The sequence below is a fragment of the Janthinobacterium sp. SUN206 genome, from assembly GCF_030587305.1.
Lineage (GTDB): Bacteria > Pseudomonadota > Gammaproteobacteria > Burkholderiales > Burkholderiaceae_D > Janthinobacterium > Janthinobacterium kumbetense.
This window is the reverse complement of sequence record NZ_JAPWIB010000001.1, coordinates 2,718,859-2,734,914: the sequence shown is the minus strand read 5'-3', so window position 1 is coordinate 2,734,914 and position 16,056 is coordinate 2,718,859. Positions and strand designations below refer to the sequence as shown.

General features: G+C 63.0%; 14 protein-coding genes and 1 pseudogene. 6 read left to right on the top strand and 9 right to left on the bottom strand.

The genetic code is table 11. The features are described from left to right. Positions 1–108 precede the first annotated feature (108 nt). The 4 genes from O3300_RS12270 (at position 109) to O3300_RS12255 (ending at position 4,492) form a co-directional block, all read left to right on the top strand. Positions 109–795 carry a response regulator gene (locus O3300_RS12270; RefSeq protein ID WP_289911354.1) on the top strand — a complete coding sequence of 229 codons (687 nt, stop codon included), beginning with the start codon at positions 109–111 and terminating at the stop codon, positions 793–795. Continuing rightward, positions 792–2,180 (top strand): ATP-binding protein, encoded by a 1,389-nt coding sequence (locus O3300_RS12265; RefSeq protein ID WP_305053052.1) that lies wholly within the window; start codon positions 792–794, stop codon positions 2,178–2,180. The genes O3300_RS12270 and O3300_RS12265 overlap by 4 nt, the downstream gene beginning before the upstream one ends. 118 nt (positions 2,181–2,298) lie before the next feature. Then, positions 2,299–3,894 carry an ATP-binding protein gene (locus tag O3300_RS12260; protein WP_251350540.1) on the top strand — a complete coding sequence of 532 codons (1,596 nt, stop codon included), beginning with the start codon at positions 2,299–2,301 and terminating at the stop codon, positions 3,892–3,894. Further along, positions 3,881–4,492, top strand: coding sequence for a response regulator transcription factor (locus tag O3300_RS12255; RefSeq protein ID WP_077408234.1), 612 nt, complete (start codon positions 3,881–3,883; stop codon positions 4,490–4,492). Before O3300_RS12260 ends, O3300_RS12255 begins: the two co-directional genes overlap by 14 nt. Positions 4,493–4,507: 15 nt before the next feature. On the opposite strand, the gene O3300_RS12250 is transcribed toward O3300_RS12255, so the two are convergent. The 4 genes and pseudogenes from O3300_RS12250 to O3300_RS12235 form a co-directional block, all read right to left on the bottom strand. Next, positions 4,508–5,608 carry a glycosyltransferase family 9 protein gene (locus O3300_RS12250; protein ID WP_099666679.1) on the bottom strand — a complete coding sequence of 367 codons (1,101 nt, stop codon included), beginning with the start codon at positions 5,606–5,608 and terminating at the stop codon, positions 4,508–4,510. A gap of 35 nt (positions 5,609–5,643) precedes the next feature. Continuing rightward, positions 5,644–7,377 (bottom strand): lipid A export permease/ATP-binding protein MsbA, encoded by a 1,734-nt coding sequence (msbA, locus tag O3300_RS12245; RefSeq protein WP_077408230.1) that lies wholly within the window; start codon positions 7,375–7,377, stop codon positions 5,644–5,646. Positions 7,378–7,428: 51 nt separating this feature from the next. Continuing rightward, a complete protein-coding gene (locus tag O3300_RS12240; protein WP_305053051.1) occupies positions 7,429–8,640 on the bottom strand; it encodes an O-antigen ligase in 1,212 nt (403 codons plus the stop codon). Between the two features lie 252 nt (positions 8,641–8,892). After that, positions 8,893–10,131, bottom strand: a pseudogene (locus tag O3300_RS12235) (malic enzyme-like NAD(P)-binding protein); the annotation flags it as partial. 207 nt (positions 10,132–10,338) lie between these two features. On the opposite strand from O3300_RS12235, the gene O3300_RS12230 reads away from it, so the two are divergent. Then, the gene (locus O3300_RS12230; RefSeq protein WP_099666682.1) at positions 10,339–11,364 is read left to right on the top strand and encodes a LacI family DNA-binding transcriptional regulator; all 1,026 of its coding nucleotides are present in this window, start codon (positions 10,339–10,341) and stop codon (positions 11,362–11,364) included. Positions 11,365–11,437: 73 nt separating this feature from the next. After that, on the top strand, positions 11,438–11,977 hold the full coding sequence (locus O3300_RS12225) for a hypothetical protein (RefSeq protein WP_077408222.1): 540 nt from the start codon (positions 11,438–11,440) through the stop codon (positions 11,975–11,977). On the opposite strand, the gene O3300_RS12220 is transcribed toward O3300_RS12225, so the two are convergent. The 5 genes from O3300_RS12220 to rlmH form a co-directional block, all read right to left on the bottom strand. Further along, positions 11,953–12,579, bottom strand: a complete 627-nt coding sequence (locus tag O3300_RS12220; protein ID WP_305053050.1) for a LysE family translocator — start codon at positions 12,577–12,579, stop codon at positions 11,953–11,955. The two genes, O3300_RS12225 and O3300_RS12220, sit on opposite strands and share 25 nt — an antisense overlap. A 79-nt stretch (positions 12,580–12,658) precedes the next feature. After that, on the bottom strand, positions 12,659–13,447 hold the full coding sequence (locus O3300_RS12215) for an AraC family transcriptional regulator (RefSeq protein WP_305053049.1): 789 nt from the start codon (positions 13,445–13,447) through the stop codon (positions 12,659–12,661). 2 nt (positions 13,448–13,449) lie between these two features. Further along, positions 13,450–14,913 carry a ribonuclease G gene (gene rng, locus O3300_RS12210; RefSeq protein WP_099666686.1) on the bottom strand — a complete coding sequence of 488 codons (1,464 nt, stop codon included), beginning with the start codon at positions 14,911–14,913 and terminating at the stop codon, positions 13,450–13,452. 41 nt (positions 14,914–14,954) lie between these two features. Further along, a complete protein-coding gene (locus tag O3300_RS12205; protein ID WP_305053048.1) occupies positions 14,955–15,575 on the bottom strand; it encodes a nucleoside triphosphate pyrophosphatase in 621 nt (206 codons plus the stop codon). Positions 15,576–15,582: 7 nt separating this feature from the next. Next, positions 15,583–16,053 (bottom strand): 23S rRNA (pseudouridine(1915)-N(3))-methyltransferase RlmH, encoded by a 471-nt coding sequence (gene rlmH / locus O3300_RS12200; protein ID WP_305053047.1) that lies wholly within the window; start codon positions 16,051–16,053, stop codon positions 15,583–15,585. Positions 16,054–16,056 lie beyond the last annotated feature (3 nt).

Sequence of the window (16,056 nt, the reverse complement as noted above, 5' to 3'; positions counted from 1 at the left end):
GCCGACAGTATCCATCCTTGCCATGAAGGAAAAATGAGCCTTTTATTAAGATTGGATGAAGAACGCTTCTTTACCCATTCTTCAGCTTGCGGTGGTTTAATACTCACCATGAAGATACTGCTGATTGAAGACGATATGGACCTGGGCAATGGCGTGCGGATCGCCCTGCGCGACCAGGGCATGCAAGTGGTCTGGGTGCGCAGCCTGGAGGATGCGGCGCGCAGCATCGAGCACGACAGTTGCGAACTGGTGCTGCTGGACCTGGGCTTGCCCGACGGCGATGGCCTCGATTTGCTGGCCCGGCTGCGCGCGGCGCGCCTGCCGGTGCTGATCCTCAGCGCCCGCGATACGCTGGAGCAGCGCTTGCGGGGCCTGGACGGCGGCGCCGACGATTATCTGGTGAAGCCCTTCGTGCTGGCCGAGCTGCTGTCGCGCGTGCGCGCTCTGGCACGCCGCAGCTACGGTTTCGATGGCGACACCATCGAGTTGCGCGGCCTGCTGCTGCAGGTGCCCACGCGCAGGGTCAGCGTGCATGGACGGCCCGTGGAACTCACCGCCAGTGAATATGCCCTGCTGAAGACCTTGCTGATGCGCGCCAACCGGGTCATCACGCGCCGCGTGCTGGAAGAGCATATCCTGCCAGGCGGGCTGGCCAATGCCAGCAATACCCTGGATGTGCATATGGGTAACTTGCGCCGCAAGATAGGCGAGGGGTATATCCGTACCGTGCGCGGCGTCGGCTATGTCATCGACCAGCAGGGCGAGACATCCGTCCCGCCGGGTGCCGGCGCATGATGGGCCGTTTCTGGGCCATGCTGCGCCGGCCCACCCTGGTGCGCCGCCTGATGATGGCGCAAATGCTGATGCTGACCGTGCTGTGGAGCCTGGCCGTGGCGTATGTGCTGTTCGAGGGCACGAGCGAAGCGAGCAATGTGACCCGCGGGGTCTTGCACGCCATTATCAGCGTGACCGACAACCTGGCCGACCAGCCCGTGCGCCAGGAGCAAAGCTTGCGCGCCATCGACGAAGCCTTGCGCGAAGAGTTTGAAATGGGGAAGGTGCCGGAACTGGCGCCGCGCATCCTGGTCTGGCGCGAGGGCAAGTTGGTCTACAAGTCGCCGAGTGCGCCCAGCGGCATCCGCAGCGCCGGCCCGGAACAGATGGAAGTGGTGTACGTCAAGGGCCAGGCCTGGCGCAGCCGCAGCCTTGCCGAAGGGGCCACCCGCGTGACCGTGCTGGAAGTGGGCGGCGCCTGGCAATTTTTCATCACGATCAATTCACGCGGCTACTACCTGCTGCCGTTGCTGATCAGCCTGCCGTTCCTGCTGGTGCCGGCCTGGCTGTCGATCCGCCTTGCCATGCGCCCGTGGCGCAAGGTGGCGCAGGAGGTGGCGGCGCGCGGGCCGCAGGATTTGCGTCCGCTGACGTTCAAGCCGCCGCATGGCGAACTGGCGGCGCTGGTCGACAATATCAATGCCCTGCTGCAGCGGGTCGATGCCAGTGCCGCGCGCGAACGCAGCTTCATCGCCGACGCCACGCATGAGCTGCGTACGCCGCTGGCGGCCATGCGCGTGAATGTCGAGGCCTTGCAGGGACAGGCGCATGATGCACGCCAGCAAGAGTTGCTGGACGGTATCTTGAACAGCGGCAACCGGGCCGCGCGCCTGGTGGGTCAGTTGCTGCAACTGACGCGCAGCGAAGTGCAGGCGGGCGGGGGCGAGTTGCCGCGGCGCCAGGCGCTCGATACCTTGCTGCAGGATCGCCTGGCGGCCCTGTCCGGACTGGCCCAGGCGGGCGATATCGAGCTCGAATTGCAAGCCAGCGTTTCGCTCAGCGTGCCCGGGCAGCGCGAGAGTCTGGTCTCGCTGATCGACAATCTGGTGGAAAACGCCATCAAGTACAGCCCGCGCGGCAGCAGCGTGACGGTGTCGCTGCATGCGGAGCGGGGCCAGGCCGTGTTGCATGTGGCCGACCAGGGGCCGGGCATCGCGCCGGCGCTGTATGAACGCGTATTCGACCGCTTTTTCCGCGCGCCGCAGCAGGTGCAGCCGGGCAGCGGCCTGGGCTTGTCCATCGTCGCTTCCGTCGTGCAACAGCATGGCGGCACGATTCAGTTGCACAGAGGCAATGGCGGCCTGGGCTTGCTGGTGGAGGTGCGCCTGCCGCTGGCCGAGGCCTGATTCTGTCGGCGCGCCTTGCGATATTGCATGAAAATTATTTTGTGTGCTTATAACGCAAGATGGCATGGCGTGGCGCACGCTTGCGATGCATAATGCGGGACAGTTAAAAAACACCGTTATGCGCCCACTCCTGTCCCGCTACCTGCCGTATCCCGCCTTTGTCGGCCTGTATCTGCTGTTTGACTGGGCCACGTATATCGATCCGATGTACGGGCTGAACATCACCCCCTGGAATCCCGATCCCGCGCTGGGCCTGGTATTTTGGCTGATCCACGGCCGCAAGGCGGCGCTGCCGTGGTTTATCGCCCTGGTGGCCGGCGAGGTGCTGGTGCGCGGCATGCCGGCAGGCCTGCCCCTGACCTTGCTCTGTTCGGCGTGGCTGATGCTCGGCTATGGCGGTATCGGCGCAGTCTTGCGCCGCAGTTTCAGCAGCAGCGACATCTTCGACAACCGGCGCCGCCTGAGCGCCTGGGTTGCCATCGTGCTGCTGGGCACCGTGCTCAATGCGCTCGGCTACATTTCCCTGCTGTCGCTGACGGGACGCATCCCGGCCGGCGAATGGGGGACGGCAGTCTGGCGCTTCGGCATCGGCGACATGGTCGGCATGCTGGTATCGATGCCGTTGATCTGGGTGCTGTTCAGCGAGCGGGGGCGCGAACGCCTGCATGCCGCCGTCTGGCGCTGGGAAACCCTGGCGTATCTGGCTCTCGCCAGCTTCGTGCTGTGGAGCCTCTTCGGTTCCATCGTGCGTTCCGAATACAAGCATTTCTATTTCCTGTTTCTTCCCGTGATCTGGGCCGCCTCGCGCCAGGGCTTGCATGGCGCCGTGCTGGCCGTGTTTGTATTGCAACTGTGCATCATTACTCTGGTGAAATGGACGCATGCGGTCGATATCCAGTTTTATGAATTGCAGTTGCTCGATGCCGTGCTGGCGCTGGTGGGGTTTTTTATCGGCATCGTCGTCGATGAAATGCGCCAGGTGGCCGACGAATTGAAACACACGATGCGCCTGGCCGCCGCCGGCGAGATGGCGGCGGCGCTCGCGCATGAGCTGAACCAGCCGCTGACGGCCTTGTCGACCTATGGCAAGGCGTGCGAATACTTGCTGGAACGGGGCGAGACCGGCGCCCTGCTGCAGGGCGCCGTGGGGCATATGATCGTCGAATCGGGCCGCGCCGCGGACGTGGTGCGCCGCCTGCGCGACTTTTTTCGCACGGGCGCGATGCAGCTCGAAGCGGTGGAGGCGAGCGTCTTGATCGAGGGCATGGCGCGGCAGTTCACGCCGCTGTTCCATGAGCATGGCATCGAACTGGTGCTGGCGCCGCCGTCGCCGCTGGCCGTCAACGCCGACCGCCTGCAAATCGAGCTGGTATTGCGTAATTTATTGGCCAATGCGCAGGATGCGGTGATGGGCCAGCCGCGCGGCCGGCGCCGCATCACGGTCTCTGCCGAGCGGCTCGAAGGCGGGCGGCTGCGGCTGTCCGTGGAGGATAGCGGCCCCGGCATTTCCAATAGCCTGGCGGCACGCCTGTTCGAACCGTTCGTCTCGACCAAAGCCAGCGGCCTGGGTCTGGGGCTGGTGCTCAGCCGCAGCATTGTCGAAGCGCATGGCGGCCAGTTATGGGCCGAAGTGGGCAAGCATGGCATTTTTCGTTTTGTCCTGCCCCTGGCGTGCGCCAGCGCGGCCGCTACAGGAGAGTATGGTGACAAGTAATTTGACGGTGTTTATCGTGGATGACGATCCCGCCGTGCGCGATGCGCTGGGTTTGCTGCTGGGCATACGCGGCTACCGCACGGCCCTGTTTTCCTGCGGCGAGGATTTCCTGCACAGCTGGCGGCCCGAGTGGGCCGGCTGCCTGCTGATTGATATCCGCATGTCCGGCATGGATGGCCTGAGCCTGCAGCGCCGTTTGCTTGAGTTGAAATGCATGCTGCCCATCATCATTATCACGGGGCACGGCGACGTCACCCTGGCACGCCAGGCTTTCAAGGCGCAGGCCAGCGATTTCCTGGAAAAACCGTTTGACCACGACAAGCTGCTGGCCGCCATCGATGAAGCGTTTTCGCGCGAGGCGCATGCGCGCGGCCAGTTGCTGCGCCAGGTGGAGGGGCAAGCCTTGCTGCGCGCCCTGACGCCGCGCGAGCGGGAAGTGATGCATCTGGTGGTGACGGGCCAGCACAACCGCGATATCGCCCCGGCACTGGGCATTTCCGTGCGCACGGTGGAAGTGCACAAGGCGCGCCTGATGGACAAGCTGGGTGTCGACAACGTGGCCGACCTGGTGCGCATCAGCATGCTGGGCACCGGCTAGCCGCTGCCGCGTTGTCTAGGCGATGGTCTGCAATACCTGATCGACCGAGATCGCCTTGACCCAGTCGCTGCGCCGGGCCACCGTGATGACGGTGCTGTTGGCGCTGTCGAACGGCGCCCATTCCGGATTCTTCTTGCGCATCAGCGCCACCACGGGCACATGCACGGCGTTCGCCAGATGCATGATCGACGTTTCCACCGAAATAATCAGGTCGCATTGCGCCAGCATGGCCGGCAGCTGGAAAAAGTTGTCGACGGCGCTGAAGGCTTGCGTGCGCGGCAAGTTGTGCGCCTGCACGACGGCATTCACCTTGGCCAGTTCCTGCGGCATGGCATTGATCAGGAAGCAGGCATTTGCCCACTTTGGCATCGCCTGCATGCGCGCGATCAGTTCGGCGATGCGCTCCAGCGGCCAGCCGCGCTTGTGCGACTTGGCAAACGGATTCAATAGCACCAGCGGACCCTGGCGCGGGGCAAAGCCCCAGGCGGCCAGCTGCTGCTGCGCCTGCTGCAACGCGTGCTCGGGAATGTGCACGAAGGGATAGCGTTCGGCCACGGGAATGTCGAGTCCAGTCAATTGACGGAACCAGTCCGCATAGACGCTGCTGATATGGTGCTCGCCCGCATCCTGTCCCGCATACGAGGCCAGCACGGCATCGATCTTGCGGTAGGCCAGGTAATGCCAGGGGCGCAGCGGACTGAACGGTTTGCGCGTGCCGATTACCAGTCCATTCGGGCTGATCGCGCGGGCAAGATCTGCGTATTGCTGTGGCCGTACGTGGGCCAATGACACGACGACAGGATAGCGTTCCGCCTTGGCCTCGCGCAGGGATTCTTCGTACAGCGCCGGGCTGTAGGTCTTGCGGTACACCTTGGCGAACAGGCCCGATTGCTCCACCCAGTCGTACAGCGAATAGGTACGCAAGCCTTCCCATTGCCTGGAGTCGGACGTGCGGCGGACTTCATCGACCCACAGGTGGATCTGGATATGGGGATAGGCCGCGGCAAAGGCGCGGAAACCGTTTTGCAGGTAGGTAAAGTCTCCCAGCGCCAGATGGGCGATGAAAAGAATTTTGTCCGACTTTTGTAGAAGTTCGGCGGGAATCAAAGGCGTCATGTATCAGTACGATTTCAGGTATTCGGTCGATGGTGTCAAACCACTTGCTGGGAAAATTGCAGGCGATGCAGATTGGCATACGCGCCGTTGGCATCCAATAATTGCTGGTGACTGCCGGTTTCCATTATTTTCCCATGTGACAATACCACGATACGGTCCGCACGTTCAATTGTTGATAGCCTATGAGCAATAACTAAGGTGGTTTTTCCTTGCATCAGGTGTTCCAGTGCCGCTTGTACGGCCCGTTCCGCCTCCGTATCCAGTGCCGAGGTGGCTTCATCGAGGATCAGGATGGGCGCATCCTTGTAGATGGCGCGGGCGATGGCCACGCGCTGGCGCTGGCCGCCGGACAGGCGCGAGCCGTTGTCGCCCAGGCGCGTGTCCAGGCCATCGGGCAAGCCGTCGATGACGTCCGACAGGAAGGCGGCGGCCGCCGCCGCTTCGATGCGCTGCCGGTCCGGCGCCGCATCGCCATACGCGATATTCGCAGCCAGGGTATCGTCGAACAGCACCACCTGCTGGCTGACCATGGCGATCTGGCTGCGCAGGCTGGTCAGGGCGATGGCATCGATATTCTGCCCATCGAGCAAGATCTCGCCACTGCTGGCCGAGTAAAAGCCGGGCAGCAGGCTGACCAGGGTCGATTTGCCGCCGCCGGACATGCCGACAAAGGCGACCGTTTGTCCTGGCGCAATGCTCAGGTCGATGTGCCGCAGGGCTGGTTCCTGATGTCCGGGGTAGGCAAAGCTTACGTCCCTGAACTCGATGCGGCCTTTGCTGCGGCCAGCGAGCGGCGTGCCGCCCGTGCGCTCCGGCGTCTTGTCGATCAGTAAAAAGACTTCTTCGGCGGCGGCCATGCCGCGCTGCAGGGGGCCGTTGACTTCGGCCAGCTGTTTTAAGGGCGTCAGCAGCATCAGCATGGCCGTGATGAAGGATACGAAGCCGCCGACCGTGATCTGCCCCTGCTCCGACTGGAACAGGGCCATCACGATGACCAGGGCCACGGCGGCGGCCGTGATCACCTGGGTGATCGGCACGGTGGCGGAAAAGGTCGTGGTCATGCGCATGCTGTAGCGGCGCAATTGCTCGGCACGCTCTTCGAAGCGCGATTTTTCGTAGTCCTGGCCACCGAAGATCTTGATCACTTGCTGGGCGCGCGTGGTTTCCTCGATGACCTGGGTCAGCTCGGCATTGACGGCCAGCGAGTCGCGGTTGAGTTTTTTCAGGCGCTTGCCCGTGGTGCGCACGACGATGGTCAGCAGGGGCAGCAGCACCAGGGTCACGAGGGTCAGCACCCAGTTCAGGTACAGCAGCCACGCCAGCAGGCCCAGCACGGTCAGCGAGGAGCGCACGATCGAGGTAAACACCTTGGTCACCATTTCGATGATCTGCTGCACCTCAAACATGATGGAGTTGATGACTTTGCCCACCGTGTGCGTGTTGTAGAAGTCGATGGGCAAGTTGAGCATGCTGGCAAACATCCTGCGCCGCAACTCGTTGAGGATGCGCGTGGAGACGTAGCTCATCAGATAGCTGCTGGCGAACGTCGACGCGCCGCGCATGGCAAAGATGCCGATGACGATCAGCGGCACCAGCCAGAAGGAAAAATTCACCTTGCCGCCAAAGCCATTGTCGAGCAGCAGCTTGAGCGCATACGGCAGCAGCGGTTCCGTGGCCGCCGTGACGACCATCGCCAGCAAGGCCAGAGCCAGGTGTTTCTTGTAGGGCGCGTGCAGTGCGGTGAGGCGCTTCAGGTCGGGCGTGAGCATCGGTATGGTTCCTTGCAGGGGACAGCAAAAACGGTCAGGCGAAAAACGAACTCAGGCAATGCGTTCTTGCTGGCGCAGCATGGCCCACAGTATCACCATCGGGAAGACCAGCATGATGATGCCGATATTCAGGGTGAGCGAGCTCGTCGTCAGGCCAAAAATCATGTAGCAGGTGCACAGCATCACGCCGGCCAGCGCAAATGGTTGCGCGCTTGCGGGGCCGTGACGCAATGCCCTCGTGAACAGAGTCAGCGGTAGCAGGAATAGCAGCAGCAGGGCCAGCAGGCCGAAGATGCCACGCTTGACCAGGGAGTCGATGTAGTCGTTATGCGCGTTGGTGTAATGCAACACAATTTCGCTCATTTTTCCTTCCGCCGACAGTTTTTTCTTTGCCTCCAAGTAGCCGTTGCGTCCCATGCCGAACCAAAGATGGTCATTGGATAAAGTTAATGCTGTACGCCACATTTCCAGCCGTTGGCCGACTGACGTGCTGACGTTGTCGCTGTCTTCAAATTTTTTCAAATCTTCCACGGCATCCGTCGCGCGTTCAAGCACGGGGGAATTGGGCACTATGTAGGATAGTACCGCCACGGCCAGCAGCGCCGCCAGCAGGCCAGTCATATAGTGCTTGCCGCGTGTTCTCGCGTAGTGGACGACAAATATGCATCCGCAGACGGGCAGCGCCAGCCAGCCACCGCGGCTACCGCTGATGATGGAGCCGAAAATTCCGATTAAGCCGCCTGCCAGCAATAGCACGCTCCAGGCGATTCGATGGCGCTGTTTGATGGCCCACTCGATCCCACATAACGTCAACATGCCAAACAGCATGCTGACATTGCCATAGTGAATAGCGTTACTGGTGGCGGCTTGTGGCCGGAAGGGGCTGCTAGGAATATATTGCGTAGCCGCCAAGGCTGCCCCCGCGATGGCGCCAATTGCCAGGCCGCTCCACCATGCCGCCGCCCGCGGCGGATAAGCAATCAGCAGCAGCAGCACGGGCACGGCCAGCAGCACCCGCAAGGGCATGTCGAGTTCTCGCGCCGGATCGCCGTGGTACAGCATATTGGCGGTGAAAATAAGGAAGTAGGCCAGCATCACGCCCATCAGCAGATAGTCCCGGCGCTGCAGATGCAGGCGGGGGCGCTTCCATAGCAGCCAACTGCTGGCCAGCAGCAGGACCAGCGCGCCAAAGGAATATCCGCTGTTGACAGCCAACGCCAATGCCGAAAAGAGAAAAACACAAACAGAGGTCAGGCCGAGCATGAATATCCTTGTTAACGCACATCGTCGCCATTATGGCAACTGTAGCAACATAAAGTAGGCGTCATTGTAATCGAAGGTGGCAGCAAAAACGTCCCTGGGAGATTTACTCTTCGATAACTGTATAGGCGATCTCAAGGGGGAAATGAAAAAAACCATGGTTTTTAGACATGGTTTTTTTGTAAGCAATGGTAACTTGCTGTTATTTTGCTAAGGCCGCAAGGTCGGTCATGCGTCTCAGGCGGTGGCTGGCACGCGGGTGGCCACGCCGGTGGCGATGGCCGCTTGCGACACGGCAGGCGCGACCCAGCTGCGCAGGCGTTCGTCGAACGGCGATGGAATCAGTTGCAGCGGCGTCAGCGCGCTGCTCTCGTGACCCGGCAACGGTTCCTTGGCCAGCGCGGCGATGGCGCGCACACAGGCCAGCTTCATCTCTTCGTTGATGGTGGTGGCGCCCACGTCGAGTGCGCCACGGAAGATGTACGGGAAGCACAGCACGTTGTTGATCTGGTTCGGGTAGTCCGAGCGGCCCGTGGCGACGATGGCGTCGTCGCGCACGGCATGCACTTTTTCCGGGGCGATTTCCGGATGCGGATTGGCCAGGGCGAAGATCAAAGGCTTGGCGGCCATCGATTCGACCATCTGCGCGCTCACCACGCCGCCCTTCGAGACGCCGATGAAAATGTCGGCGCCAACCATGGCGTCGGCCAGGTCGCGGTCGCTGGTGTCGTTCGCGTAGCGCGCCTTGTTCTCTTCCATGTTGGCATCACGGCCCGGGTAGATCACGCCCTGGCTGTCGCACACTTTCAGCAGCGATTTATTCAGGCCCAGCGAGACGAGCAAGTCCAGGCAGGCGATCGAGGCCGCGCCGGCGCCCGAGACGGCCACTTTCACGTTGCCGATATCCTTGCCCACCAGTTCCAGGCCGTTCAGGATGCCGGCCGCGACGATGATGGCCGTGCCATGCTGGTCGTCGTGGAAGACGGGAATGTTCATGCGCTTGCGCAATTGCTGTTCGATGTAGAAGCAGTCCGGCGCCTTGATGTCTTCCAGGTTGATGCCGCCGAAGGTCGGCTCCATGCGCACCACGGTGTCGATGAACAGGTCGGGATCGTTCTCGGCCAGTTCGATGTCGAACACGTCGACGTCGGCAAATTGCTTGAACAGGCAAGCCTTGCCTTCCATCACCGGTTTGCTGGCCAGCGGACCGATATCGCCCAGGCCCAGCACGGCCGTGCCATTGGTGATCACGGCCACCAGGTTGCTGCGCGACGTGTAGGTGCCGGCCGTGCGCGGATCTTCCACGATCGCTTCGCAGGCGAAGGCCACGCCCGGCGAGTACGCCAGGGTCAGCGCGCGGGCGTCGCCCAGCGGTTTGGTTGGCGTAACGGAAATCTTGCCTGCGCGAGGTTCCGCGTGATAGGCGAGGGCGGCTTCTTTCAGGTTGAAGGTTTCGCCGTTCTGTTCGGCGTGCTTGCTGTGCGAAGTAGACATAGGAATTCTGGGAAGGGCATACAGGGCCCGAGTGGTCAATCCGAGCCATGGTATGCAAGCGTTTGCACGCTGTCAAGGCTGGATTGTACTTAAGAGTGTCAAAACCGCTTTGGGAAACGGCTTTATCTCAATGCAAGCGTTTGCTCGGTTTTTGACGGAATGGGGAATTTTTACGATAAAATCACGGTATTGCGATCCGGGAAGCCCATGACAAACAAGAACCCCACCTTAAGCGACGTCGCGCGGGCCAGTGGCGTGCACTTTTCCACCGTGTCGCGCGTGATGAACCCGGCAACGCGGCAAATGGTCAGCGCCGAGGTGGCCGCGCGCGTGCTGGCCGAAGCGGGCCGGCTCGGCTACCGGCCGAACCGCGCCGCCTCCACCCTCGTCACGCGCAAGTCGCGCATCATCGGCGTGGTCTTGCCCGACATTACCAACGCGGTTTTTCCGCCTATCCTGCTGGGCATCGAGGAAGGCTTGCGCAAGCATGGCTACCTGGCCATCGTCGCCAATGTCGGTGCCGACGAGGAAGAGCAGCTGTTCGTCATCAACCGCCTGCTGGGGCAGCAGGTCGATGGCCTGATTTTGGCTACCGCACGGCGCGACGATCCCGTCATCAAGATGTGCATCGACCAGAATGTGCCGGTGGTGACCGTCAACCGCAGCGACGAGACGGGCGTCGCTTCCTGCGTCGTCAGCGACGACGTGGTCGGCATGCGCCTGGCCGTGGAACACTTGCTGGCGCTGGGCCACCGGCATATCGCGCATATTGCCGGCCCGGAAAACCTGTCCACCGGCCACGTGCGCCGCCTCGGTTTCCTGGCCGCCATCCAGGCCAGCGAACTCGATCCCTCGCAAGCCTTCGTGTTTGAAAGCAGCGGCTATTCGCGCGAATGCGGCAAGGCGGCCCTGCTGGAGCTGCTGCGCCAGTCGCCGCGGACGACGGCCGTGGTGACGGGCAGCGACCTGGTGGCCCTCGGCTGCTACGACGCCATCCGCGAACTGGGCTTGAGCTGCCCCGAAGATATTTCCGTGGTGGGCCACAACGACATGCCCTACATGGACATGATCCGCCCGCCCCTGACCACCATCCGCATCCGCCACCACGGCATCGGCACGGAAGCGGCCCGGCTGATCCTGCAAACCATCGATTCGCCCGATTCCGCCGTGCTCGACGTGCGCCTGAAACCCGAGCTGGTGGTGCGTGAATCGACGGCCGCTCCCCGGGGCTGAGGCCACGCCTGGGGCCGCGCCGCTGCAAGGTGGTACACTGGCGCCCCTCAACGTATTTTGCCCCTCTATCGCCATGACCAAAACCAACACGCCTTCCCCGAAACGCCGCGAAGAGGGCGTCGCCAAGCTGACCGTCAATCCCTTCCTCGATGCCGAGTTTTACGCGCGCATGCGCGACTACACGGAGCGCGATGCGGCCATCATCAAGGAATTGAAGGCGATCGCCGAGATCCGCGCCGGCAACAAGCAGCCCGATCCCCGCCTGGCGCCGTCGCTGGAAGCCCTGCGCAGCACCGTCAAGAAAGGCTTGAGCTTTGGCGAAATGCTGGAGCGCATGGCCGCCGGCAAGGAAAAAGGCTTGTGGGAGCCGTGGATGACGACCTTCGGCATTGAAATTCGCGCCGTCAACTACGGCGCCGGCCCGCGCAACGCCTGCCTGGTGCTGGACCTGGCCGCGAATGCCCCCGCGCACGCCATGTTCGCCAAGGCGGGCATCCAGAACTGGCGCAGCCTGGCCGCCGACGACTGCTCCGTCGTGCGCTCGGAAAAGGCGACGGAAACCACGCCCTTGAAAGTGTATGCCGTGTTTTATCTGGACCCGCTGCCAGCCTGATCCGCCAGCAGCACCAGCGCCAGCACGATCAGCACCACGCCCGACAGCCGTTCCAGCGACGGCAGCGCGCGCGCAAAGCGCTGCCGCAGGGCGGCGCTGCCGATGGCCAGCGCCACCGCCATATCCCACGCCAGCACGGCAAAGACCATCCACGCGCCATACGCCACCATCGCAACGGGACTCGTCTGCCTGGCGGCCAGCACGGTGGCCAGGCTGACATAGAACAGCGCATTCTTCGGGTTCAGGATGGCGGAGACAAACCCCATCGCGACACCGCCGCGCCAGCGCGCCTTGCCGGTGGCGGGCTTTGCCTCCAGGCTGCTCTTGCCCGCATGGCGCAGGAACAGCCAGCCCAGGTACAGCAGATAGGCGCATCCCGCCAGCCGCACCAGCATGAATGCCGTGCTGCCCGCCCGCAGCACCGATAGTCCCGCAAACGCCGCCACGATAAACACCGCATTGGCCACGGTAATGCCCACGCACGTGCCGGCGGCGCCGCGCCAGCCGTGGGCCAGCGAGGTGCGCGCGATCAGGAAAAAATCGGGACCGGGCGACAACAGGGAAAGAAAGTGGGCGGCGGCGATGAAGAGAAAATCCTGCATGGAGTTTGGCTCCGGCAATGGCGATGCGCGAGTATGCCGGGCCTGGCGACAGCCTGTATTGAAGAAAATTGCAGGCGTTCTAGCTGCCCTGGCCGCGATAGCGCCCCGGCGTGATACCCGCATGTGCCTTGAACACGCGTTGCAGGTGGCTCTGGTCGGCAAAGCCGAGCTCATGCGCCAGTTGCGCCAACGCCGTCCCGGCCTGCAAGCGGCTGCGCGCGCGGTTGACGTGCATATTCAGCTGGTAGGCATGCGGCGTCAGGCCCGTGGCGGCGCGAAAGGCGCGGATCAATTGATACGGGCTCAGGCCAGCCGCCTCCGCCAGTTGTCGCAGGCTGGCCGAGGGCTGCGCCTGCAGCGTTGCGAGCACGGGCGCCAGCTGCTGCGGCAGCGGCTTGCGTTCCGAAGGCAGCCGATCCGCACAGGCGCTGGTGCAGGCGACCAGAAACGCCAGCAGCGCCGCATTTTTCTCCGCCGCGCTGGCCCTTGAAAACAGCAGCGCATTCAGGGCGCAAAACTGCGCGTACAGCAGCGGGCAGTGCAACACCGCCGCCGTATCGCCATCGAGCGCCGGCGCGTGTGCTTGCAGCCATTGCGCATCGAGATGCAGCATCTGGTAGCTCCACAGGGTGTCAGGCAGGGGATTGCAGGCGTGTACGCAGCCGGCCGGCACCAGCACCAGGCTGCCATTGCCGAGTGCGACCTTGCCGTCTTTGCTGCCCGTAAAGATGCTGCCGCCAGAGTCGACGGCGCCGATGGAAAACGTGGGATGGCTGTGGGGCTTGTAGCAAGCCCGGCTGTGGCAGGCGCGCCGGCTCTCCACGTGAGGGAGAGACGGGTCGCGCCAGAAGGCGGTGGTACCGGGCATGACTACATCAAAATCACGTCGTACTGCTCCTGGTGGTAGGCATTCTCCACCTGCAGCGAAATCTTCTTGCCGATGAAATCGCCCAGCATGGCCAGGTGCTGTGATTCTTCTTCGAGGAATAAATCCACGACTTCCTGCGAGGCGAGGATGCGGAATTCGCGCGGGTTGAACTGCTTTGCTTCGCGCAGCAGTTCGCGCAGGATTTCATAGCAGATGGTGCGCGAGGTTTTCACTTGCCCCTTGCCGGCGCAGGCGGGGCATGGCTCGCACAGGATATGGGCCAGCGATTCGCGCGTGCGCTTGCGCGTCATTTCCACCAGGCCCAGCGGCGAGAAATTGCTCACCGAGACCTTGGTGCGGTCGCGCGACAGGGTGCGTTTCAGTTCGGCCAGCACGGCGTTGCGGTGCTCGGCGTTGTCCATGTCGATGAAGTCGAGGATGATGATGCCGCCCAGGTTGCGCAGGCGCAGCTGGCGCGCGATGGCGTGCGCCGCTTCCAGGTTGGTCTTGAAGATGGTATCGGCGAAATTGCGCCCGCCGACGAAGCCGCCCGTGTTGACGTCGATGGTGGTCATCGCTTCCGTCTGGTCGACGATCAGGTAGCCGCCCGATTTCAGGTCGACCCGGCGGCCCAGGGCGCGCAAGATCTCTTCTTCCACGCCGTACAGGTCGAACAATGGACGCTCACCCGTGTAGTGCTGCAGGCGCGTCAGTTCGCTGGGCGTGTAGATTTCCGCGAATTCGCGCAATTTCACGTAGTTTTCGCGTGAATCGACCTGGATGGTGGCCGTTTCATCGCCGACGAAATCGCGCAGCACGCGTTGCGCCAGGCTCAAGTCCTGGTGCAGCAGGCTGGTGGCGGGGCGCGTGCGCGCACCGTGCGTGATCGTGCTCCAGGTTTTTCTCAGGTAGTCGACGTCCGCCTTCAAGTCCGCGTCGGACGCGTCTTCAGCCATGGTGCGCACGATGTAGCCGCCCTTTTCATCGGTGGGCAGCAGGCTTTGCAGGCGCACGCGCAGCTGCTCGCGCTCCGCTTCCTTCTCGATTTTCTGCGAAATGCCGATATGTTTATCCTGCGGCAGGTACACCAGCATGCGCCCGGCGATGGAAATCTGCGTCGACAGGCGCGCGCCCTTGGTGCCGATCGGGTCCTTGATCACCTGTACCGTCAGCACCTGGCCGTCAAACAGGATTTTTTCGATGGGCGCCGGCGTGGCGTTCTGGCCGTCGTGGCCACGCGCTTCCCAGATGTCGGCCACGTGCAGGAAGGCGGCCCGTTCCAGGCCGATGTCGATGAAGGCCGACTGCATGCCCGGCAATACGCGCACCACTTTGCCGGAATACACATTGCCGGCCAGGCCGCGCGTGAGCGTGCGCTCGATGTGCAATTCCTGCACGGCGCCCTGCAGGATGAGGGCGACGCGCGTTTCTTGCGGCGTGATATTGATCAGGATGTCTTCGTTCATGGAGGCGCGGGAGTGGAGGCAACGAATGACATCATACCCGATCAGGGCAGGGGCAAACCTGCCAGTCGCAGCAACTGTGCAGTTTCGTACAGGGGCAGGCCCATGATGCCGGAATGGCTGCCTTCGATGTGCTCGACGAACAGCGCGGCGCTGCCCTGGATGCCGTAGCCGCCGGCCTTGTCGTACGGTTCCGGCGTGGCGCAATACGCGGCGATCGAGGCGGGCGACAGCACGCCGAAGCGCACTTGCGAGATCTGTGTGTGCTGCTCGGCGAAATCCTTGTAGTGCACGGCGATCGAGGTGAGCACCTCGTGCGTGCGGCCCGACAGCTGCTGCAGCATGGCCACGGCCTCGGCCCGGTCGGTCGGCTTGCCGAGGATGACCCCATCGATGGTGACGGTGGTGTCGGCCGCCAGCACGGGGCGCGGGGTCAGGTGGCGGCGGCGCACCAGGTCCCAGGCGAAGGCGGCTTTTTCATTCGCCACGCGGGCCACATAGTCGAGCGCCGACTCGCCGGGGAGGACTTCCTCGGTGACGTCGGCGCCGCGCGGGCCGTCGCTGCGCAGCAGCAGCAATTCGAAATCGACGCCGATCTGGCGCAGCAATTCGCGCCGGCGCGGGCTTTTGGAGGCGAGATAGATCTTGTTATCGGCCGGTTTCATGGGAAATTCAGACGCGGTGGTAGGGGTGGTTTTGCGTGATCGACCAGGCGCGGTACAGCTGCTCGGCGAGGATCACGCGCACCATGCCGTGCGGCAGGGTCATGCTGGAAATGCGCAGCATGCCTTCGGCACGTGCCTTGAGTTGCGGATCGAGGCCGTCGGCGCCACCGATCAGGAAGGCCGTGTCGCGGCCATCCTGCTGCCACGCCATCAACTGCTGCGACAGGCCGACGCTGGTCAGGTCCTTGCCGCGTTCGTCGAGGGCGATGATGCGCACGCCCTTGGGCAGGACGGCTTCGATGCGTTCGCGTTCCAGCGCCATCGCCGTGGCGGCGGTCTTGCTGCCGGAACGCTCCACCGGCTTGATTTCTTTCAGCACGATGCGCAATTCCGGCGGCATGCGCTTCGCGTATTCCGCGAAGCCCGTCTCTATCCAGGCCGGCATTTTATGGCCGACCGCAGCGATGATGAGCTGCATCGA